Origin of the sequence: Amycolatopsis sp. lyj-23 (assembly GCF_046549135.1) — a bacterium.
Lineage (GTDB): Bacteria > Actinomycetota > Actinomycetes > Mycobacteriales > Pseudonocardiaceae > Amycolatopsis.
In genome coordinates this window covers 153,830-174,380 of sequence record NZ_JAJPWN010000003.1, presented here as the reverse complement: position 1 = coordinate 174,380, position 20,551 = coordinate 153,830, and the positions used below count along the sequence as shown (strand labels likewise).

The window sequence follows — 20,551 nt, the reverse complement described above, 5'->3', positions numbered from 1 at the left end:
CGCCTGGACGTGGTGATCGCCGCAGGTAGTCGCCTTGACGGACGGGGAGCCGCCGGTGTGCGCCTGCTCGGGGAGGCGTTCTCCAAAAGCCCTCGCGCGGCTCGCCGCCACGCGAAGGTAATGGCGGCCGAGCCGCTTGGTCGCTCGCAGCCGCCACCCCTTCCGGCCGGTCGACCGCCCGGGACGTCGTGCTTTAACCCAGGAAGTCGGCCAGGGGGACGGGGATGAGCCCGTCCTTCTTGGCCCGCTCCACGAACGCCGTGTAGTCCTCGGTGAACGTCTTGCGGAAGTGCATCAGCACGATGTCGCCCCGCTTGAGCTTGTCGCCGGACTGGAACTGGACGACCCCGTCGTTGACCGCGGCCGTCCACAGCACCGCGGCGCGCATGCCGCACGCCGCCGCCGCCTTCAGCGTGTTCTGGTCGTAGTTGCCGAACGGCGGGCGGAACAGCGACGGGCGGACGCCGAGGCTCTTCTGGAAGTCGTCGGCGTCGTCGCAGATCTCCTTGCGCTGGAACTCGTACGGCTTGCCCTTGAGGTTCGGGTGGTCGACCGTGTGGTCGCCGAGCGTGGCGCCGGTCGCGTCGAGGATCTGCTTGAAGTAGGCCTCGTGGCCCTTCACGTACTTCTGGTTCAGGAACAGCACCGGGTGGGTCGCGTTCTGCTGCATCAGCTTCGGCGCGGCGGGGTCCGGCACGGCGCCGTCGTCCATGGTCAAGAAAACGTACGGCTTGTCCGTGGTGATCCGGCGGATCAGCGGGACCTGGCCGTTCTCGATCGGCGGCACCTTCTGCTGGACCGTGCCGAAGGGGTACGGCGCCGACGTCTTCACGTCGGGGTTCGCGCCCTGGGGTGCCGGGTTCGGCTGGCTGGTGCCGGGCTCGCGCTGTTCCGCGTCGTGGCCCGAACACGCGGTCAAAGCCAAGGCGGCCGCGGCGATCACGGCTGTCAAGCGCTTCCTCACGCTTTCCCCCTTTCGTGTGTTACTCGAAAGGGTGACGCGGAAGGGGGCCGGAACGTTGCGCGGGATGATCTCGTGTGGCCCGGGCCACCCGGGTCAGCGTCCGGTTTCGGCTGCCTTGACCAGCTTCGCCGAGAACAGGCGGATCACGGTCCGGAGCGTGGCGGCCAGCAGGGGCCCGCTCCCGCGCACTGGTTCGGTGAAGGAGCCGGTCCACCGCAGGTGCGTGCCCCCGCCGGGCGCCGGAGTGAAGCGGACTTCGGCGCGGTAGTCCTTGATCGGCTTGCCGCCGGCGAAACCGTAGACGTGCTTGCGGCCGGGCTCGTACTCCAGTGTCTCCTCGCGGATCAGCACCGGCCACAGGCCGACCTCGCGGACCGCGCCGACGCCGTCGGGCTCTCCGGTGCCCTGCCGCGCCCAGCGGGCCTGCACGATGAGTGGCTTTCCCCACTCGCCCCAGCGCGGGCCGTGCGCCTCGAGCGCGAACAACGCCTCCGGCGAAGCGGTGCTCGTGCGGTTGACCTCGTACGAGTACTTCCTACCCACCGGTACCTCCCGCGTTGTTGACAGGTTGATAATTAATCGCGTCCGAGCGCGTAGGTCAAGATGAAGGGGTGAGCACGCCGCGCCCCGACCTCGCCGCGCCGCACTGGCTGGTCCAGCTCCTGCGCAGCTCGCCGGTGCCGGTGCCGTGGAACATGGTCGCCCGGGCCGTGGTCGCGCTGGCCGTCCCGCTGGCGATCGCGTACGCGGCGGGGGACATCGCCGTCGGTGCGCTCATCTCGACCGGCGCGTTGCCCGCCGTGCTGTCCGAATCGGCCGGGCCCTACCGCTACCGCGCCCGGCGGCTCGGCGGAGCGACGCTCGCCGCGACCGCCGGCTACCTCGCCGGGCTGCTCACCGGCGGCACGCCGGCGCTGTCGGTGCCCGCGGTGGTCCTGGTCGCCGCGGTGTCCGCGGTGATCAGCGCGGCCGGCAGCAACGCCTCCGTCGCCGGGCTGCAGATGTTCGTGTTCTGCGTGCTCGCCACCGGGCAGCACGCGACCGGCGTCCGCGTCGAGGTGCTCTTCGCCTGCTTCTGCCTCGGCGCCGCCTGGAGCTACCTGGTCGCCCTCCTGACCTGGACCGTCCGGGCGACCAGCCCCGAGCGCACCGCCGTCGCGCACGTCTACGTCGAGCTCGCCGCGATGCTGTCGGCGACCGACGAAGCCGTCTCGCGGGTGGCCCGCCACCGGCTGACCACGGCGATGAACACCGCCTACGACCAGCTCCTGACCGCGCGGTCCTGGCTGTCCGGCCGCGACGCCGCCTACCGGCAGCTGCTCAACCTGCTTTCGGCGACGACGCCCGCGGTGGAGGCGTCGGTGGCGATGGTCAACGCCGGCCGCCGCCCGGCCGCGGAGGTCATCGACCACTTCGTCGCGCTGTCGGCGGCCGTGCTCGCCGGCCAGCCGCTGCCGCCACCGCCACCCCCGCCGCCCGATGACGCCGACCCGGTGCTCGCCGCGCTGTACGCGGGACTGGTCCGGATCGGCAAGGGCGACGACCGCAAGCGCCGTCAGCCGGCGCCCTGGCACCGCCGCCTGCGGGACTGGGCGGGCTCGCTCGCCTCGGGCCCGCTGACGTGGATCGCCGCGCTGCGGCTGACCTTGTGCGTCGCGATCGCCGAGGTCGTCGGCCTGCTCGTGCCGCTGGAGCGCTCGTACTGGATCACCCTGACCGTCGGCATCGTGCTCAAGCCGGACTTCGGGTCCGTCTTCGGCCGCGCGGTGCTGCGCGGCATCGGCACGGTCATCGGCGTCGGGATCGGCGCCGCCGTGCTCGGCCTCGGCGCGAACGGCTGGGTCCTGGTCGCGCTCAGCGCGGTCTTCGCCGGCGGCATCGCGGTGGGGAAGGTGCGCAACTACGGCATCCAGAGCGCCTTCGTGACGCCGTTGATCATCCTGCAGATGGGGCTGGCGCACACCGGCAACTGGAGCGTGGTGCTCGCGCGGCTGGTCGACACCGTGCTGGGCTGCGTGATCGTGCTCGTCTTCGGCTACCTGCTGTGGCCGGGCAGCCGTCGGCCGCGGGTGGGCGGGCGCCTGGCCGACAGCCTCGACACGGTCGCGAAGTACGTCTCGCACGCGCTGGTCGAGGCGTCCTCGGGCGAGGCGCGGTTGACCCGGTCACGGGCGCGGCGCGGGGCCTACCGGGCCCTGGCCGACCTGCGGACCGCGTTCCAGCAGGCCGTCGTCGAGCCGTCGGCGCACGGCCGCCGGGCGGTGGCGTGGTGGCCGGTGATCGCCGCGCAGGAGCGCGTCGCGGACGCCGTCACCGAGGTCGGCGTGACGATCGGGCGAGGTGTGCCGCCGCCGGAGCCGGCCGACGTCGAGCTGCTCACCGACGCGCTGGCGGAGCTCGCCTCGGCCGTGCGGGAGCAGCGGGAGCCGCGGTCGATGCCGCTGCCGGACGCGCGGCAGCTGTCCGGGGTGGTGGACCAGCTGGAGTCGGCGTTCGACGCCGTCCGCGGCCCCGACCTGGCCGAACGCACACCCCCGCGGCTCGTCCGGCGGTTCCTGCCCTACCACCGGCGCACGTGACGCGTGCTGTTCAATGCACCCATGGGAATCGACTTCGAAGCGTTGAAGGGCAAGGCCGAAGAGGCCCTGCGCGAGCACAACGACAAGATCGAGGAAGGCCTCGACAAAGCCGCCGACTTCGCGAAGTCGAAGTTCGCCGGTCACGACAGCCAGATCGACACCGGTGTCGAAAAGGCGAAGGACTTCCTCGACAAGTTCGACGACACGCCCGACCGGTAACTACTGGACCTCGCCGGTCGCGATCCCGTCGGACAGCCCGGTGATCCGGCCGCCGCGCTCGCCGAGCGCGATCAGGCCCTGCCGGGCGTCCGGCGCGGACAGGCTGATCCGGACGCCCGCCCGTTCGACGTCGAGGCTGGCCGCCAGCGCTTGCGCGCCTTCGTACCCCGCGTTGATCGTGGCCGCGAGCCCGCCGGTCGAGGCCAGCGAGCCACGCGCGGCGCCGAGCCGGCCCAGTGCCTCGTCGACGATCGGCAGCAGCGCGTCCCGGTTTCCTTCGGTCATCGCGCGGACGAGCTGCGGGTTCGACCCGGCGACCCGCGTGCCGTCGCGGTAGGACCCGGCGGCCAGCGACATCGCCAGCGGACCGCCCTCCGCACCGACGGTGGCCAGGATCGCCGCCAGCAGGTGCGGCAGGTGCGAAATCCGGGCGACGGCCTCGTCGTGCGACTCCGCCGGCAGCGGGACGACGTGCGCCCCGACGTCCAGCACGAGCTTCGCCACCTCCGCCCAGGCCTCGAGGTCGGTGTCGTCCTCGACGGCGACCACCCACGCGGCGCCCTGGAACAGCGTGGCGTCCCCGGCCAGCCAGCCCGAGTTCGACGTGCCGGCCATCGGGTGCCCGCCGACGTACCGCGTGTACGGCACCCGGCGGCGGACCGCGTCCAGTACCGGCGCTTTCACGCTGGTCACGTCGGTGAGCAGGCAGTGCGACGCGTGCTGGTTGACCAGGCGCAGCAGGTCTTCGACGGCCGGCAGCGGCACGGCGAGCACGACCATCGCGTCCTCGGCCGCGGCCCGGTGCAGGGCCGCTTCGACGTCGGTCGTGACGTCGTAGCCCGCTCTGCTGGCCGCGTCGGCGTCCACTTCGGAAACCGCGGCGCCGAACGCCGTCCGGCCGCTGGCGGCCGCCGCGCGCAGCAGCGACCCGCCGATCAGCCCGAGCCCGATCACGCATACGTCTCGCACGGGGCCCATCCTGCCAGTGCCGGACGCTGTTCGGGCTACAGCGCGGCGGCGAGCCTCGTTCCCTGGTCGATGGCGCGTTTCGCGTCGAGTTCGGCGGCGACGTCGGCCCCGCCGATCAGATGCACCGGCAGCCCCGCGGCCCGGAGTTCGCCGGCGAGGTCCCGCACGGGTTCCTGACCGGCGCAGATGATGACCGTGTCGACTTCCAGGAGCCGTGCGCGGCCGTCGACGGTGATGTGCAGGCCGTCGTCGTCGATCCGCTCGTAGGTGACGCCGGGCAGCTGCTCGACGCGCTTGGCCTTCAGCGCGGCCCGGTGCACCCAGCCCGAGGTCTTGCCGAGGCCGGAACCGATCCCGGACTTCTTGCGCTGCAGCAGGTACACGTGTCGCGGCGACGGCTCGGGCCGGCGTTCGGTGAGCCCGCCCGCCGCCTGTTCCGGGTCGGTGACCCCCCATTCGGCCATCCACGCGGCCCGGTCCAGCGCCGGGGACGCGGTGTGCGTGAGGAACTCGCTGACGTCGACGCCGATGCCGCCGGCCCCGATCACCGCGACCCGCTCGCCGACCGGCTTGCCGTGCTTCACGACGTCGACGTACGACAGCACCTTCGGGTGGTCGATGCCGGGCAGCGACGGCACGCGCGGCGCGACGCCGGTGGCCAGCACGACCTCGTCGAAGCCGGTGAGCTCGGCGGCTTTCGCGCGTGTTCCGAGGTGCACCTTCACGCCGGTCACTTCGAGCCGCCGCTGGTAGTAGCGGATGGTCTCGGCGAACTCCTCCTTGCCGGGGATCTTGCGCGCGATGCCGAACTGGCCGCCGATCTCGTCGTCGGCTTCGAACAGCTCGACGCTGTGCCCGCGCTCGGCCAGCGCGGTCGCGGCGGAGAGACCCGCCGGACCGGCCCCGACGACGGCGACGTGCTTCGACCGCCGGGTCGGAGAGAGCGTCAGCGTCGTTTCGTGGCCGGCGCGCGGGTTCACCATGCAGGACACGAGCTTGCGCTTGAAGGCGTGGTCCAGACAGGCCTGGTTGCAGGCGATGCAGGTGTTGATCTCGTCCTCGCGGCCGGTTTCGGCCTTGCGGATCCACTCAGGGTCGGCGAGGAACGGCCGGGCCATCGACACGAGGTCGGCGTCGCCGCTGCTCAGCGCTTCCTCGGCGACCTGCGGCATGTTGATCCGGTTCGACGTGATGACCGGGATGCCCACGTGCGGCTTGAGCTTCCCGGTCACCCAGGTGAAGGCCGCGCGCGGCACCGACGTCACGATCGTCGGCACGCGGGCCTCGTGCCAGCCGATGCCGGTGTTGATGATCGTCGCACCGGCCGCCTCGACTTCCTGGGCGAGCGCGACGACGTCCTCCCAGCGCTGGCCGCCCGGCACGAGGTCGAGCATGGAGAGCCGGTAGACGATGATGAAGTCGTCGCCGGTCTTTTCCCTGGTGCGCTTGACGATCTCGACGGCGAACCGGCGGCGCTTCGCCGGCGTGCCGCCCCAGGCGTCGGTGCGCTTGTTGGTGCGCTCGGCCAGGAACTGGTTGATCAGGTAGCCCTCGGAGCCCATGATCTCGACGCCGTCGTAGCCCGCTTCGCGCGCGAGAGCGGCGCAGTTCGCGAAGGCGTCGATCTGCTTGCGCACGCCGTGGTTCGTGAGGCCCCGCGGCCGGAACGGGTTGATCGGCGCCTTGATGCTCGACGCCGACACGCTCAGCGGGTGGTAGGCGTACCGGCCCGCGTGCAGGACCTGCAGCGCGATCTTGCCGCCGGCCTCGTGCACGGGTGCGGTGAGCTGCCGGTGCTGCCGCGCTTCGGCGGACGTCGTCAGCTTCGACGCGAGCGGCAGCAGCCAGCCCGTGCGGTTCGGCGCGAACCCGCCGGTGACGATCAGCCCGACCCCGCCGCGGGCGCGCTCGGCGTAGTACTCGGCGAGCTCGGGGAAGTGCGACGCCTTGTCTTCCAGGCCGGTGTGCATCGACCCCATCAGGACGCGGTTGCGCAGCGTCGTGAAGCCGAGGTCGAGCGGGGACAGCAGGTGCGGGTACGGGCTCATCGGGCGTCCTTCGGGTGGTGGAGGGCGGCGAGCACTTCGTCGAACCACTCGACCTGGCCCTCTTCGACGCGGATGCCGCCGCGCAGGACCAGGTACTGGTGCAGGTTTTGGCCGGTCAGCGCGGCCGGCGCGGGGAAGTCGCGCTTCTCGATCTGGCGGTAGACGTCGAGGCGTTCGGCGTGCCGGGCGCGGTGCCGGACGATCTCCTCGGCGACCTTCGCGGAATCGCCGAAAGTGGCGCCGCGGATCTTCACGGCCAGCTCGACCGGCCCGGCGGACGGGTCCGGTTCGGCCAGCCAGCGGACCAGCTCCGCGCGTCCGGCGTCGCTGACGGTGTAGACCTTCTTGTCCGGGCGCCCCGACTGCGCGACGACGTCGACGGCCACCCAGCCGGCCTCTTCCATCCGCTTCAGCACGCGGTAGATCTGCTGGTGGGTGGCGCTCCAGAAGAGCCCGATCGACTTCTCGAACCGGCGCGTGAGCTCGTAGCCCGAGCCGGCGCGCTCGGACAGCGAGACGAGGATCGCGTGCTCCAGTGCCATGGTTGGAGGGTGCTATGCAACGAGTTGCAGTGCAACGAGGCGCGCATCACTTCACCCGCGCGGGGGTCTTCACAAAACGGGTCGACTCCGCGCGCAAAAAGACCAGGATGGGAGGAGTGCACCCGGTACTCGAACTCATCTCCGAACGGATGGCGGCGGACAGTGTGCCGGGCGAACGCACCGACGGCCGGCGGCTCGCGCTCGTCATCGAAGGCGGCAGCAGCCGCGGCACGTACTCCAGCGGCATGGTCCTGGCGCTCGACGAACTCGGCGTCACCCCCGCGTTCGACGCGGTCTACGGCTCCTCGGCCGGCGCGCTCAACGGCGCCTGGCTGCTCTGCGGCCGATCCTCGACCGGCGTCCGCACCTGGTGGAACCCGGTCGTCATGCGCCGGATCATCAACCCGCTGCACACCCTGCGCGGCCGCGCCGTGATCGACCTCGAATACCTCGTCCACCAGGTCTATTCGGTACTGGAACCGATGGACTTCCCGGCCATCCTCGCCAACCCCGTGACGTTCCACCCGCTGGCCACCGACGCCGACACGGGCGAGTCCACCGACCTGCACCCCTTCCTCGACGACGTCGACGCCATCAAGATCGCGCTCGCCGCGTCGTCCTGCATGCCGGTACTGGCCGGACCGCCGATCCCGATGGCGGGCCGCCGGTTCGTCGACGCCGGCGTGGCCGAGCCGATCCCGTACCGCACCGCGCTGGCCCAGGGCGCGACCGACGTCCTCGTGCTGCGCACCCGCCGCGCCGACGAACTGCCGGTGCGGCCGCCGCGCGTGCACGACGTCGTCGTGCCGCGATTCCTGCGCCGCCAAGCACCCGGCGCCATCCCGGCCTGGCAGGACACCTACCGGCGGGACGTCGAAGACGAAGAAAACCTGGCGTCGGACCCGCGCATCCTGAGCGTCCGCCCACCGGCGGGCGCGCCGGACGTGGCGGTGCTGGAACGCGACCCCGAAGTGCTGCGCAAAGCCGTCGAACTGGGGAAGAACGCGGTCCTGGAAGTGCTGGACGACCTGCGCGAAGCCTCCTAGGGCTTGCGCGCGACGCCGCCGATCACCCGCGACTCGGACGGCGAACCGGCGAACACGGTGTGCTCGTCCGGGTGCCACGCCGGCGCGTAGACCAGCCCCGGCTCCAGCATCGGCCAGCCGCCGAAGAAGCGTTCGAACTCCGCCATCGTCCGCAGGAAACCCGGGTTCGTCGTCGTCTCGTAGTACTCGAGCAGGTCGAGCAGCGCCTGCCGCTCGTCTTCGTTCACCGGGTTCTCGTTGGTCATCTGCGACAGCACCAGCAACGAGCCCGGCGCCACCCGCTCGCGGTAGAAGGCGAGCAGCTCGTCCGGGTTCTGCTCGTCCTTGACGAAGTGCATGACCGCGTTGATCACCAGCGCGACCGGCTCGCGCACGTTGATGATCGCCGAGGCCCGCACCCGCTCCCAGAGGTCGTCCGGCTGCAGGAAGTCCGCGGCAATCGCGTGGTGGCGCTCCGGGTCGGCGGTGTCGGCGAGCAGCAGCGTCGAGTGGGCCAGCGCGATCGGCTCGTTGTCGATGTAGAGCACCCGCGTGTCCAGCTCGGGCCGTGCCTCGTCGGCGACCTCGTGCACGTTGCCCGCGGTCGGGAGACCGGACCCGACGTCGACGAACTGCCGGATGCCTTCGCGCACGCACTGCCGGACCGCGCGGCCGAGGAACTGACGGCTGGTCAGGCAGTAGTCGCCGATGAGCGGCAGCCGCGCGCGGACCTTCTCGGCGAACTCGCGGTCGATGGCGTAGTGCGTGTCCCCGCCGATGAAGTAGTCGTAGATCCGCGCGGCCGACGGCCGGTCGAGACTGCTTTCGACGGCCTTGAGCGCGTCGTCGTGGTTGATCATGGCCACCCCTTCGGCGCCCATGCTGCCACGGGCGCGATCACGCCGGGGCCAACGCCTCCCGATAGGCGTTCACGGACTCCGTCAACCGGTCCAGCTCGGCGCGCATCCGGGCGAGCCCGGCTTCGTCCAGGTTCATCGCCGCGCCGATCACGTCGGGAACGCCCTCGGCCTGCTGGTGCAGCGCCTTCCCGGCGTCGGTCAGGCTGACCCGCACCGAGCGCTCGTCGTCGGCCTGCCGGTTCCGGACGACCAGGCCCGCGGTCTGCAGCCGCTTGAGCAGCGGCGAAAGCGTGCCGGAGTCGAGGTTCAGCTCGGTGCCGAGCTCCTTCACCAGCCGGTGGTCCTGCTCCCAGAGCGCCAGCATGACGAGGTACTGGGGGTAGGTCAGGTCGAGGTCTTCCAGGACGGCCCGGTACAGCGACGTCACCGCGCGCGACGCCGAGTACAGCCCGAAGCAGAGCTGGTCGTCCAGTCGCAGCGATGCCATGGCGCCTCCCTCTTCTCGTAACTCTCCATGATCCCCGACTCGGCTCCGGCCGGCAACTTAAGTGCCCTGAATCTCATTGGGCTCAAATAAGTTGTGCACAACTGAGTTGCGAGCTACCTTCAAGGCATCAGCCACCCCGAGGAGGACGACATGACCGCCAACCCGCACAACCTGGCCCTCGAACCGGCCGCCCAGGCGTTCGCGGAGGCCACCGACCAGCCGCCGTACCTGTTCCAGCTCGCCCCGGAAGAAGGTCGCAAGGCCGTCGACGGCGTCCAGGACGGCGAAGTCACCATGGCCGCCGCCGAGATCGAGGTGCTGACCGTCCCGGGCGGCCCGAACGGCGACGTCGAGACGCGGATCGTGCGCCCGGCCGGGGTATCCGGTCCGCTGCCGGTGATCGTTTACATCCACGGCGCCGGCTGGGTGTTCGGCGACTTCCACACCCACGAGCGGCTGGTGCGGGAGCTGGCCGCCGGCGTCGGTGCCGCCGTCGTCTTCCCCGAGTACAGCCGCTCGCCCGAGGCGCGCTACCCGATCGCCATCGAGGAGAACTACGCGGTGGCGAAGTGGGTCGCGCAGCACGGCGCGGAGAAGGGCCTCGACACCTCGCGCATCGCGATCGCCGGCGACTCGGTCGGCGGGAACATGACCGCGGCGCTGACCATCCTGGCCAAGCAGCGCGGCGACGTCACCTTCAAGCAGCAGGTGCTCTTCTACCCGGTCACCGACGCGAACTTCGACACCGAGTCGTACCTGGAGTTCGCCGAGGGCTACTTCCTCGGCCGCGAAGGCATGAAGTGGTTCTGGGACCAGTACACGACCGACCCCGCCCAGCGCGCGGAGATCACGGCGTCGCCGCTGCGCGCGTCGCTCGACGAGCTCGCCGGGCTGCCGCCGGCCCTCGTGATCACCGGCGAAGCCGACGTGCTCCGCGACGAAGGTGAGGCGTACGCGGCGAAGCTGCGTCAGGCCGGCGTTCCGGTCACCGCCGTCCGGTACCAGGGGATCATCCACGACTTCGTGATGGTCAACGCGCTCCGCGAGACCCACGCCGCCGAGGCCGCGATCACGCAGGCCGTCACGGTGCTTTCGCGGGCGCTGGCGAAGTAGTTGAGAGAACGCTGAGTGCGTGACGCGTTGCGGCCCTGAGACGGAGGTCACAGGGCCGCAACGTGCATGGGGGCTCAAACGTGATATATACGCGAGTCCCGCGATCCGGGCGCGCACTTCTGCCCGCTCGGAAGGACCCTTGCCATGCACCTCAGCAGCATCCGGCTCGACTCGCCGATCACGATCGTCATCGTGGTCGTCGTGACGCTGCTGGCGATCATCGCCATCCCGCTGTTCTGGGAGCGGTGGAAGCGGAAGCTGTTGTGGCGCACGGTCACCATCCTCTGCGCGGTCGTCTCGATCGTCGTCACCACCGGCCTGGCCGGGAACATGATCGGCGGGTTCTTCCCCACGCTCGGCTCGCTGCTCGGCACCGGCGTCTACGCGGCCGACAGCATCGACGCCGAGACGACCCAGAACGGCGAGAACCTCGAAGTCGTCCGCGACGTCGGCGCGGCGCACGCCAAGGACGGCAAGGGAACCGTCGTCCACATGAAGGTGACCGGACGGCGCACCAAGCTCACCCGCGACGTGACGGTGTACCTCCCGCCGCAGTACTTCGACGCGGCGTACAAGAACCTGCGGTTCCCGGCCGTCGAGTGGATCCCGAACTACCCGTCCGGGCCCGAGGTCGTCACCGACGGGTACAAGCTCCCGGACCAGCTCGACGCGGCGATCGCCAAGCGCGTGCTGCCGCCGGTCGTGGTGATCATGCCGGACCCGACGGGGGTGCCGAAGATCGGGCACGACACCGAGTGCGTCGACGAGGTCAACGGCACCGCGAACGACACGTACCTGACCGCGGACCTGCGGGAGTGGGCTCTGCAGAAGCTCGGCGTCGCGGCGGACCGCAAGGCCTGGACCTTCGCGGGCTGGTCGTCCGGCGGCTACTGCGCGATGAACCTGGTGACCCGGCACCCGCAGTGGTACGGCCAGGCGGTCAGCGTCAGCGGGTACGACCGTGCCCAGGTGGACGCCGAGACGGAGAACCTCTACAAGGGCCGTCAGGACGTCGACGACGCCAACAACGTCGGCATCACCGTCCGCCTCCACCCGTCCCCGGTGGACATCCTGGCCATCTGGGGCGAGAAGGAGAAGTTCGAGGGCGCGGCGGCCGACCTGATCCGCACCGCCGTCCGGCCGCCGGTGCGCTTCCAGTCGTGGCGCGTCGCGGACGCGGGCCACAACATGAACACCTTCAAGTCCCAGATCCCCGAGATCCTCGCCTGGATCGGGGCGCACACGGTGCCGCCGGCCCTGCCGGGGCGGCAGGTCGAGACCACCGGCGGGGTGCAGCCGTGGCCGCTGCCGCGTTCGGGCGCGCCGGGCGCCCTCGTCGACATCGACCAGTGACCGCGGTCAGCCGAGCAGCTTGGCGACGACTTCCGTGACCCGCCTCGCCGCGGCCGGGTAACCGACCGACTCGGGGTGTTCGGTCAGCACCACCACGATGCGCTGGCCGACCACGCCGGTGGTGTGCAGCGTGCGCGTCGGCCGACGGCACGCCCAGCCCTGCTTCACCGCCCACGGCCGCCCGCCGGCGGCGTCCGGGATGCCGAAGTACTGCCGGAACCCGTCCGAGCCGCGCTCGGTCGCGCCGCGCAGCGCGGTCAGGATCGCGGTGGACTTGTGGTCCAGCAGGTAGCGGTAGATCTTCACGACGTCCGACGCGGTGGTGCGCGTGTCGCCCCAGCGGCCGGGATCCGCCGGCGGCCGGGTGCCGGCCAGGCCCAGCTTCGCGGCCCAGCGCGTGACGATCGACGTCCCGCCGTAGGCCGTCCAGAAGCGGCTCGCGAGGTCGTCGTCGCTGCGGGACAGCATTCGTTGCACGTCCGCCACCGGACCGTCCTGCTCGAGCACGGAAAGCGCGATCAGCAGCTTCACGAGCGACGCGGAGGTGTACCCGCGGTCCGCCCCCACGGAGACGGTCGTCTCCCGGCGGTCCCGGTCGTAGACGACGGCGCTGACTTTGCCGTCGCGCACGATCTCGGCGAGCGCGGCGGCATCCACCTCGGGCGTCGTGGCGGGCGTCTCGGTCGGCGTCTCGGTCGGTGTCGGTGTCGGTGTTGCCGGGGTTTCCGGCGCCGGAGCCGTCGTGGCGATTTGCGTCACTGCGAGGGGTTGGGGCGTTGCGGCGATGCCGTGCCCCGCCGTCACCACCACCGCGCCGATCGCCCCCAGGCACAGCCCCACCAGGAAGGTGCCGCTCAGCTTGCGCATGCCGTGGATTGCCGGGAAGGCCGCGCGCTGTTCGCCCGAACGGGCCACTTTGTGGGGTAGGTCTCGCCGGAGGGCCGATCCCGGAACGCGGAGGGGCCCTGCGGGCAAGCACCATCGTTTCACCGACCGTGGTCGTGGGGTACTCCAGCGCGGTGACGATCGTCACCACCCGCTGGGAAGGACTGGAGTCATGGTTCACGCGAAAGGCGCCCGCATCCGGGTCCGGGGCCTGCAGCCGGCGCAGGTACTGGCCGGACTGGCCGGGATCGCGTTCCTCGTCGTCGGCATCATCGGATTAACAAGGACCGGCTTCGGCAACTTCGCCGGGCACCACGACGCCGGGTTCTGGCGGTTCTCCGCGAACCCGCTCATGAGCCTGGTCCGCGTCGTGACCGGTGTCCTTGGCCTGCTGCTGGCGTTCGGCTCGGGCCGCGCCCGGACGTTCGGCTGGCTGCTGTTCATCGGCTACGGCCTGCTGTTCGTGTGGGGCCTGATGATCGACGGCCTCATTTCGACCAACCCCTTCGCCAACGCCGGCAACCCGATGGACCTCGGCCGCGCCGACACGTGGCTGCACCTCGGTGTCGCCGCGCTCGGTCTGCTGATCGCGGTCCTGCCGGCCCGCCGCACCATCCTGCTGCCCGAGGACGAGACGACCGAAGAGCCGGCGGTGGCCGAGCAGCGCACCGAGGTCATCGACCGCGGCCCCCGCACTGACGTCGACCGCACTGAGGTCATCGACCGCGGCCGCCGCACCGACGTCCACCGCACCGACGAGGTCGTCGAGGAGCCGCGGCGCCGGTCGTTCCTGCGTCGTGACCGCACGGAGCGAGGCCCGGAGGTCACTCGCGAAGAGCGTCCGCCGGGCCTCGCCCACTAGCAGGAGTTCAGTAGGTGGTGCCGGTGCCACCCGAGTTGTCGTTGCTGCTCCCAGTACCGCTGTTGGCCGCCGGAGCCTGACTGGCGGTGCTGGGAGTGGTGCCGACCTTGCAGCCGTTGGGCTCGATGACGAACCAGGTGCCGTTGACGCCCATGCCGTTCGCGTCGCCCGGCTTCAGGTCCTTCGAGAAGTTGTAGACGGGCCAGCCGCCGATGGTCACCTGCTCGGTGCCGTCCTGGCGCTTGATGCTGCCGAGCAGCTTCGAGTCGATGCCCTGCAGTTCGACCTTGCCGTTGCCCGACAGGACCGGCGGCCAGGTCTTGGCGCAGTCACCGTTGCAGGCGGACGTCTTGGCCTTCTTGGTGTCCTTCTGGAAGAGGTAGAGCGTCATGCCGTTCTGGTCGACGATCGCGTCACCGAGGCCGTCGATCTTGCTGGCGCTGAGCTTGACGACACCGGCCTCGGAGCCTGCCGCAGCGGCCTGCCCGGCCTTGCCACCCTTGGCGTTCGCCGCGTACCAGGCACCGCCGACGCCCTGGCCGGTCGCGTCGCCGGGCTTGGTGTCCTTGGCGTAGCGGTAGAGCGCCCACCCGCCGACGGTGATCTGTTCGGTCCCGTCGGAGCGCGTCACCTTCCCGACCACGCTCTTGTCGACCCCTTGGACTTGGACGTCCCCGGTGGCCAGCAACGGCGGCCAGGCCTTGGCGCAGTCACCGTCGCAGTTGGACTTCGGCGGCTTGGCGGTGTCCTTGTCGAAGCGGTAGAGGGTCATCCCGTTCTGGTCGGTGAGCACCTGCCCGATGTCGGCGACGTCCGCGACGACGAGTTTGCTTTCGTTCGACGCCGGTGCGGCGTTCCCGACCTGCCCGTTGGCGGCCTGACCGCCCCCGGTGCCCCCGGCCGCCGCAGGAGCGACAACCGGCTGGGCAGTCTCGGCACCCGAGCAAGCGGTGAGCACTGCCAGCCCGGCTGCCGCCGCGGCGACGGAGACGGCGATGCGCGTGCGAAGCATGGAAGTTCTCCTTGTGTCCGTTGGGTTTTCCCGCCGCTCGGTGCGGCTGCCTGATACCCACTACACGGACCCCCGCCGGGGGCGGTTCAAAAAACTTTCCCCAACCTCGTCGAGCCCGTCGGCCAGCGCCAACGGGCCGCGGCTCAGCGGCGCTCGCGCGAGTTGGCAGGTCGCCGAGCCGCGACGACGGGCTACGGCTCGCTGTGCTCGCGGCCGGGCTGTCAGCGTCGGCGGGCCCCGGCTCGCTGTGCTCGCGGCCGGGCTGCCGGGTCGTGCTCGCGGCGGAGTTGCCAGTGCGCCAGGCCGCGGCTCAGCCGCGCCCGTGCGAATTCCCAAGGCCGCCGGGCCGCGGTTCAGCCGTGCTTGCGGCCGGGTTGCCAGCGCCGCCAGGGTCGCGCGTCCGAGTTCCCGCAGGGCATCGCCCGGACGTTCCGTCAGCACGCCGCCCAGACCGGCGCACCACGCTCCCCGGCCGCTACTCCCGAGCGTCGCCAGCCGCCGGGCCGCCGGTCCCGAGAGCGCGGTCGACCAGCGCGGCGGCCGCGCCGGTGTATGCGGCGGGGTCGAGCAGCTCGTCCAGCGCGGCCGGCGTCAGCACGCCCGTGACGGCGGGCAGCTCGTCCAGCACCTCCCGGAGCGACCGGTCCTCCTGTACCGCCCGCCGGGACGCCTCACCCAGCAGTTCCTTGGCCTTCGCCTTGCCGAGCAGCGGCGCGAGCACGGCGGACAGCCGCTCGGAGACGATCAGCCCGTGCGTCGCCCCCAGGTTCGCCCGCATCCGCCCGGGCTCCGCGGTGAGCCCGCGCGCCAGCTCGGCGGCCGTGTGCGCGGCGCCGCCGGTCAGCCGCAGGCACTCGCGGACCAGCTGCCACTCGGCGTGCCACACCCCGGCCGAGCGTTCGTCCTCGGCCAGCATCGACTGCGTGACCCCCGCGGCCAGCACGGGCACCTGCAGCGCCGCCGACCGGATCAGCGTCGCGAGCACCGGGTTCCGCTTGTGCGGCATCGCCGAGGAACCGCCCCGCCCGTCGGCGGCCGGTTCGGCGACCTCGCCCAGCTCGGTCCGGCTGAGCGTCTCGACGTCGACGGCCAGCTTCCCCAGCGCCCCCGCGGTGAACGCGAGCGCGCCGGCGAGGTCGGCCACCGGCGTCCGCACCGAGTGCCACGGCAGCACGGGTGCCGCCAGCCCGGTCTCCTCGGCGAACGCCGCGGTCAGCCGTGCCACGTAGCCGCCCACGTCCCGGCCCGCCGGCTCGTCGGCGAGGCGCGCATACTCGACGTACGCCGCCAGCGTCCCGGCCGCACCACCCAGCGAAACCGGCAGCCCGCCGTCGAGCACGCGCCGGATGCGGACGGCCGCGTCCAGCACCAGCTGCCGCCAGCCCGCGGCCTTCAGCCCGAACGTCGTCGGCACCGCGTGTGCGGTCAGCGTCCGCCCGGCCATGGTCGTGTCCCGGTGCGCGCGGGCCAGCCCGGCCAGCGCCTCGGCGGTGGCGTCGAGGTCGTCGGCGAGCGGACGCAGCGTGCGGGCGGCGACCAGCATCATCGCGGTGTCGAAGATGTCCTGGCTGGTCGAGCCGCGGTGCACGTACTCGGCGGCACCCGGCGCGAGCTCGCCGACGGCCGACGTCAGCGCCTTCACCAGGCCGACCACCGGGTTCGCGGTCGCCCGCGACCCGCGCGCCAGCTCGACGACGTCTATTCGCGCGCTGCCCGCGGCCGCCGTGATCGCTTCCGCGGCCTCCGGCGGCACCGTCCCGAGCCGCGCCTGCGCCCTCGCGAGCGCCGCCTCGGCGTCGAGCATCGCGCGCAGCCAGGCCTCGTCTCCGGTCGACGCTTCGGCCGGCGTACCGGCCCGTACCGGGGACAAGAGTCCGGAATCGGGGTCGACGGTCATGCCGTCAGCATCGCACGCGCGCGACCTCGGCGACGGCCGCGTCGCCGCGTCTGGCACGCTCACCGGCCACGACCAGCGCCCTGTCTGAGGCGGACACCGCCGGTGACGAACCCCGGGGAATCGCCGCCGAGCGGCTGACCTTTTTCTCGGACGCCGTCGTCGCCATCGCGATCACGCTGCTCGCGCTCGAGCTGCCGCTGCCGGAGGGCGCCACCAGCGCCGAACTGCTGCGGTCACTCGGTCATCACCAGTCCGAATACCTCTCCTTCCTGATCAGCTTCATCGTCATGGGGGCCACTGGCGCGCCCACCACCGCCTGTTCAGCTACGTCACCACGCTCGGCGGCGGCCTCGGCCGGCTCACCTTCGGCTGGCTCCTGATGCAGGTGATAATGCCGTTCGCCATGAAGGTGATCGCCGAAGACGGAGCGTTCGAATTCCGCTTCGTCTTCTACGCCGCCGTGCAGGTCGTCGCGTTGACGCTGTTCCTCCTCATGGCCTGGGAGATCCAGCGGAACCACCTGTACCGCGCGGACACTCCGCCGGAGCTCTTCGGCGCGGTCCACCGCGGGATCGGCACGATGATCGCCGCCTTCGCCCTCTCGATCCCGGTCGCTTTCTTCACGCGCTGGGCCTACGAGTGCTGGATCGTCGTCCCGCTCGTGGTCCACCTCCTTTCCCGCTTCCGCCGCCGGACGGCCGGCGCCTCAGCCGTCATTCGCCGGTTGCGCCGTCGATCCGTTCGCGGATCAGGTCGGCCTGGCCGATGTGGCGCGCGTACTCGCCGATCATGCGCAGCATCAGCCAGCGCAGGGTGAACGGTTCGCCGGTGCTGCGGCGGGTGCCGGTCTGCTCCAGCGAGCTGGCCGCGACGATCTCGCGGGAGCGCGCGCATTCGGCGTGCCACAACGAAAACGCCTCGTCGACATCGCCGCCCAGATCCGTGAAGTCCTGCTCCGGGTCGTCGTCGGAGTAGTAGAGGTTCGGCACGTCTTCGCCGGTGAACTGGATGCGGAACCACCAGCGTTCGCAGCCGGTGAGGTGCCGCAGCAGCCCGTGCAGGGTCAATGTGGACGGTGGTACCGAGCGTTCGGACAGCTGCGCCGGGTCCAGACCGGCGCACTTCAGCTCGAAGGTGCGCCGGTAGTAGTCGAGGCTCTCGGTGAGCGCGCGGCGCTCGTCCGCGACCGGCGCCGGGTCGGTTCTGGGGGCGGTCAGGCGGGGTGGAGCCGCCACCGGGGTGGTGTGTTCGGTCATGCGCGGAGCGTGCCACAGGGGTCTGACAATTTCGGGTCGCTCCGGCGGTCGGTGACCGGGCAACTGCCGCGAAAACCCCAGTTCAAGCACGGTTTGGCGAACCCGGTAACGAATCTTGGAGTGCGCCGATCTGATCTTCGTCACCCCTGCTGCGCACGCCAGTTTCACCGGTCGGAGCGGCACCCCCTCGGTTCGGAACCAGGAGATCACGAACATGCAGCGAACCGGACGAAGAACCGCTGTTCTGGCCGCGCTGACGACGGCGGTCCTGTGCGCGGCACCGGCCGTCGCATCCGCGGCGCCGCCCGCGAGCACGATCGACGTCAGCGCGACCACCGTGCGCGCGGGCACCACGATCACGGTCACGGAGCAGCTGACCAACCCGACGGACTTCACGGTCACGGGCGCGAAGGCGGCGCTGTACGTGAAGGAGAAGCCGATCGCCGACGTGGTGGACCTGGTCTCCTGCACCGGGGCGATCGCACCGTGCGCGCCGTACCTGAGCAGCTTCCGCGGCGGCGTCGGCGACCTGAACGGCGGCGAAAGCCGCACGGTGACGTTCACCCTGCGCGTCAAGGACGACGTCGCGCCGGGCCAGTTCACGCTCCAGCACCAGTTCGCCGGCGACAACTACGCGTTCGGCGTGGAGGACGGCCCGGTCGTCACGATCGCCCCGCCGGACGAGGCCGACGTCAAGGTGGCGCTAACGGCCACCCCGCGCATCGGTTTGGCCGCCCGGGTCGACTACGTGGTCAAGGTGTCGAACACGGGCCCGGCCACCGCGACCGGCGTCCGCGTGACGGCGAACCCCGGCGCGGGCCGCACGGTCGTCTCGACGACGGGCTGCACCCACGCGGGCGCGGCGCTGACGTGCGCAATCGGCACCCTGGCCCCGGGCGCGTCGGCCACGGCGAAGTTCTCGTCGGAGGGCGGCTTCTTCGCATGGGGCGCGTTCACGGCCACGGCCGAGCGAGCGGCGAGCACGCCGGCCGACCCGGAAGCGGCCAACGACAAGGCGTCGAAGAAGTGCACGGCGTACACGGGCCTGCTCGTCCAGTGCTGACGCGGTGACGCGCAGGGTCCACGGGCCCGCGCGTCACGTTCAAAGCGCGAAGGCCGCCGACCGCGCACGTGGTCGGCGGCCTCCTCGACGGTCTGCTCCGTCGTGTCCAGGACGTGCCGTTCGAGCTCGCCGAGCGCCTTGAAGGCGGCGTACATGCCCTTCAGCGGCTCGACGTCGGTGAGTTGGGACGTGTCGCGGTCCCGCGGGCGAGAGTGACATCAAGGCTCGGCCGGAGCACTACGTAGTAAAAGTCCAGACCGTCCCGCTTCGCAGCGTCCCGGAAGGGTGCGAGCGCCTCAGCCGCACCCGGCGTGCGTGAGGCAGGCGGGGACCTGGCTAGACTGGGGGCGCGGGCCGTTAGCTCAATTGGTAGAGCTGCGGACTTTTAATCCGTAGGTTCTGGGTTCGAGCCCCAGGCGGCCCACTACGATCAGGTGTCTGAACTGCGGAAACGTTCGATCTGGCGATCGTCCGTAGGTCCGTCGGCTTCCAGCCGTCCGGGATATCAGCCGCGGAACGCGTTGATCTGCTGCCGGATGGTGTCGTGTGGGGCGTCGTGATCGTCAAGGTTGGCAAGAACTTCAAGAGCTCTGATCACGGCTGAAGCGCGGCTTCGTTGGTCAGGGTGCTGCTGCCAGTACGGCTCAGGGACTTTCAGCACCGCGGTGAGCAGGTCGCCGGGGTAGAGGTCGCCTTCGGCGAGTGGGTTCTGCTCAAGGTGGTTCAGCGCGATGGGGACGAGTACGGCAAGGCTCTCTTGCTGGAGTAGCAGGATGCGGAGGTCCTCGACGTCTATGGCGCCGATCGGTTTGTGCCGTAGTTCGTAGACAATCTTGATCAGCCGAGTCGCGTCGGCTGGTGGGTTGCCCCAGCGTCGGTTCTCGATCTGCTCGAGGCTGAACGATTCGTCGACGTCATGGCCGGTCCCCATGGCTCCTCGTGCCAGCTGTCGTGTTGTGCCCGGGCGGCCCACTCGAGAGACCGTCGAGGCCCGTGCGGGTGGCGGGTATCCGTGCGATGCCCGCCACCCGGCGCGTGGGTCAGTTGCCCTGGCTGGTGCCGCCGTCGGAGACCGCGCTGGACGCGCAGTTGTACGGGCTTTCGCCCTCGGCGGCGCTGTCGCCCGGCGACAGGATCGGCACGCCGATGCCGTTGAGCGAGTCGTGGATCGGGACCTGGACGCCGAGGACGTTGACGTCGTTGCCGCAGATGCCCGGAGTGACGTTCACGTTGTGCAGGACGTCGGTGTTGCCGAGGTTGACCAGACCGATCTGGTCGTTGTGGTCACCGCCGTCGTAGCCGGGGGTGTCGGCGGAGGCGATCCCGCCGGTGAGGAACGCGCCGGCGGCGAGAGCAGCGGTGATCAGACCGACCTTCTTGATCATGGAGATCTCCTCGGGGGTGAGAACGAAACAGG

Annotated in this window: 21 protein-coding genes, 1 tRNA gene and 1 pseudogene; 9 read left to right on the top strand and 14 right to left on the bottom strand. The window is 71.0% G+C overall.

Annotated features, from left to right (window positions below; genetic code table 11):
* Nucleotides 1-193 precede the first annotated feature (193 nt).
* On the bottom strand, nucleotides 194-943 hold the full coding sequence (locus ACLJPY_RS06875) for a polysaccharide deacetylase family protein (protein ID WP_410587610.1): 750 nt from the start codon (nucleotides 941-943) through the stop codon (nucleotides 194-196).
* 114 nt (nucleotides 944-1,057) lie between these two features.
* A complete protein-coding gene (locus ACLJPY_RS06870; RefSeq protein WP_410587173.1) occupies nucleotides 1,058-1,507 on the bottom strand; it encodes an SRPBCC family protein in 450 nt (149 codons plus the stop codon).
* 68 nt (nucleotides 1,508-1,575) lie between these two features.
* Here ACLJPY_RS06870 and ACLJPY_RS06865 point away from each other — a divergent pair, with 68 nt between their 5' ends.
* Together ACLJPY_RS06865 and ACLJPY_RS06860 are read left to right on the top strand one after the other, a co-directional pair.
* A complete protein-coding gene (locus ACLJPY_RS06865; RefSeq protein WP_410587172.1) occupies nucleotides 1,576-3,543 on the top strand; it encodes an FUSC family protein in 1,968 nt (655 codons plus the stop codon).
* Nucleotides 3,544-3,564: 21 nt separating this feature from the next.
* Nucleotides 3,565-3,762 carry an antitoxin gene (locus tag ACLJPY_RS06860; RefSeq protein WP_410587171.1) on the top strand — a complete coding sequence of 66 codons (198 nt, stop codon included), beginning with the start codon at nucleotides 3,565-3,567 and terminating at the stop codon, nucleotides 3,760-3,762.
* Here the strand turns inward: ACLJPY_RS06860 and ACLJPY_RS06855 are convergent, their stop codons facing one another.
* The 3 genes from ACLJPY_RS06855 to ACLJPY_RS06845 are packed head-to-tail and all read right to left on the bottom strand — an operon-like array spanning nucleotide 3,763 to nucleotide 7,321.
* On the bottom strand, nucleotides 3,763-4,716 hold the full coding sequence (locus tag ACLJPY_RS06855; protein WP_410587609.1) for a prephenate dehydrogenase: 954 nt from the start codon (nucleotides 4,714-4,716) through the stop codon (nucleotides 3,763-3,765).
* 50 nt (nucleotides 4,717-4,766) lie between these two features.
* Nucleotides 4,767-6,779, bottom strand: a complete 2,013-nt coding sequence (locus ACLJPY_RS06850; RefSeq protein ID WP_410587170.1) for an FAD-dependent oxidoreductase — start codon at nucleotides 6,777-6,779, stop codon at nucleotides 4,767-4,769.
* On the bottom strand, nucleotides 6,776-7,321 hold the full coding sequence (locus ACLJPY_RS06845; RefSeq protein ID WP_410587169.1) for a PadR family transcriptional regulator: 546 nt from the start codon (nucleotides 7,319-7,321) through the stop codon (nucleotides 6,776-6,778). Before ACLJPY_RS06845 ends, ACLJPY_RS06850 begins: the two co-directional genes overlap by 4 nt.
* A 107-nt stretch (nucleotides 7,322-7,428) precedes the next feature.
* Between ACLJPY_RS06845 and ACLJPY_RS06840 the strand changes: the two genes are divergently transcribed.
* Complete coding sequence (locus ACLJPY_RS06840) at nucleotides 7,429-8,367, top strand: patatin family protein (RefSeq protein ID WP_410587168.1); 939 nt, start codon at nucleotides 7,429-7,431, stop codon at nucleotides 8,365-8,367.
* On the opposite strand, the gene ACLJPY_RS06835 is transcribed toward ACLJPY_RS06840, so the two are convergent.
* Nucleotides 8,364-9,206 (bottom strand): SAM-dependent methyltransferase, encoded by an 843-nt coding sequence (locus tag ACLJPY_RS06835; RefSeq protein ID WP_410587167.1) that lies wholly within the window; start codon nucleotides 9,204-9,206, stop codon nucleotides 8,364-8,366. The two genes, ACLJPY_RS06840 and ACLJPY_RS06835, sit on opposite strands and share 4 nt — an antisense overlap.
* A 37-nt stretch (nucleotides 9,207-9,243) precedes the next feature.
* Nucleotides 9,244-9,693, bottom strand: coding sequence for a MarR family winged helix-turn-helix transcriptional regulator (locus ACLJPY_RS06830; protein ID WP_410587166.1), 450 nt, complete (start codon nucleotides 9,691-9,693; stop codon nucleotides 9,244-9,246).
* Between the two features lie 150 nt (nucleotides 9,694-9,843).
* On the opposite strand from ACLJPY_RS06830, the gene ACLJPY_RS06825 reads away from it, so the two are divergent.
* Together ACLJPY_RS06825 and ACLJPY_RS06820 are read left to right on the top strand one after the other, a co-directional pair.
* Nucleotides 9,844-10,806 (top strand): alpha/beta hydrolase, encoded by a 963-nt coding sequence (locus ACLJPY_RS06825; protein WP_410587165.1) that lies wholly within the window; start codon nucleotides 9,844-9,846, stop codon nucleotides 10,804-10,806.
* Between the two features lie 144 nt (nucleotides 10,807-10,950).
* The gene (locus tag ACLJPY_RS06820; protein ID WP_410587164.1) at nucleotides 10,951-12,159 is read left to right on the top strand and encodes an alpha/beta hydrolase; all 1,209 of its coding nucleotides are present in this window, start codon (nucleotides 10,951-10,953) and stop codon (nucleotides 12,157-12,159) included.
* A gap of 6 nt (nucleotides 12,160-12,165) precedes the next feature.
* On the opposite strand, the gene ACLJPY_RS06815 is transcribed toward ACLJPY_RS06820, so the two are convergent.
* A complete protein-coding gene (locus tag ACLJPY_RS06815; protein ID WP_410587163.1) occupies nucleotides 12,166-13,026 on the bottom strand; it encodes a hypothetical protein in 861 nt (286 codons plus the stop codon).
* 190 nt (nucleotides 13,027-13,216) lie between these two features.
* Between ACLJPY_RS06815 and ACLJPY_RS06810 the strand changes: the two genes are divergently transcribed.
* Nucleotides 13,217-13,906 carry a DUF4383 domain-containing protein gene (locus ACLJPY_RS06810; protein WP_410587162.1) on the top strand — a complete coding sequence of 230 codons (690 nt, stop codon included), beginning with the start codon at nucleotides 13,217-13,219 and terminating at the stop codon, nucleotides 13,904-13,906.
* A gap of 7 nt (nucleotides 13,907-13,913) precedes the next feature.
* On the opposite strand, the gene ACLJPY_RS06805 is transcribed toward ACLJPY_RS06810, so the two are convergent.
* Both ACLJPY_RS06805 and pcaB read right to left on the bottom strand, forming a co-directional pair.
* Entirely contained in the window at nucleotides 13,914-14,918 is a 1,005-nt protein-coding gene (locus ACLJPY_RS06805) for an SCO0930 family lipoprotein (protein WP_410587161.1), read from the bottom strand.
* Between the two features lie 475 nt (nucleotides 14,919-15,393).
* Entirely contained in the window at nucleotides 15,394-16,815 is a 1,422-nt protein-coding gene (gene pcaB, locus ACLJPY_RS06800) for a 3-carboxy-cis,cis-muconate cycloisomerase (RefSeq protein ID WP_410587160.1), read from the bottom strand.
* 50 nt (nucleotides 16,816-16,865) lie between these two features.
* Between pcaB and ACLJPY_RS06795 the strand changes: the two are divergent.
* Nucleotides 16,866-17,051, top strand: a pseudogene (locus ACLJPY_RS06795) (TMEM175 family protein); the annotation flags it as partial.
* A gap of 8 nt (nucleotides 17,052-17,059) precedes the next feature.
* Here ACLJPY_RS06795 and ACLJPY_RS06790 read toward each other — a convergent pair.
* Both ACLJPY_RS06790 and ACLJPY_RS06785 read right to left on the bottom strand, forming a co-directional pair.
* Nucleotides 17,060-17,485, bottom strand: coding sequence for a hypothetical protein (locus ACLJPY_RS06790; RefSeq protein ID WP_410587159.1), 426 nt, complete (start codon nucleotides 17,483-17,485; stop codon nucleotides 17,060-17,062).
* A gap of 43 nt (nucleotides 17,486-17,528) precedes the next feature.
* Complete coding sequence (locus ACLJPY_RS06785; RefSeq protein ID WP_410587158.1) at nucleotides 17,529-18,071, bottom strand: DinB family protein; 543 nt, start codon at nucleotides 18,069-18,071, stop codon at nucleotides 17,529-17,531.
* 214 nt (nucleotides 18,072-18,285) lie between these two features.
* Here ACLJPY_RS06785 and ACLJPY_RS06780 point away from each other — a divergent pair, with 214 nt between their 5' ends.
* Nucleotides 18,286-19,134 (top strand): hypothetical protein, encoded by an 849-nt coding sequence (locus ACLJPY_RS06780; protein ID WP_410587157.1) that lies wholly within the window; start codon nucleotides 18,286-18,288, stop codon nucleotides 19,132-19,134.
* Nucleotides 19,135-19,485: 351 nt separating this feature from the next.
* Nucleotides 19,486-19,558: transfer RNA gene (locus ACLJPY_RS06775), tRNA-Lys, on the top strand.
* An 81-nt stretch (nucleotides 19,559-19,639) separates the two neighbouring features.
* Here ACLJPY_RS06775 and ACLJPY_RS06770 read toward each other — a convergent pair.
* Entirely contained in the window at nucleotides 19,640-20,065 is a 426-nt protein-coding gene (locus ACLJPY_RS06770) for a contact-dependent growth inhibition system immunity protein (RefSeq protein ID WP_410587156.1), read from the bottom strand.
* Between the two features lie 109 nt (nucleotides 20,066-20,174).
* A complete protein-coding gene (locus tag ACLJPY_RS06765) occupies nucleotides 20,175-20,519 on the bottom strand; it encodes a hypothetical protein (RefSeq protein ID WP_410587155.1) in 345 nt (114 codons plus the stop codon).
* Nucleotides 20,520-20,551 lie beyond the last annotated feature (32 nt).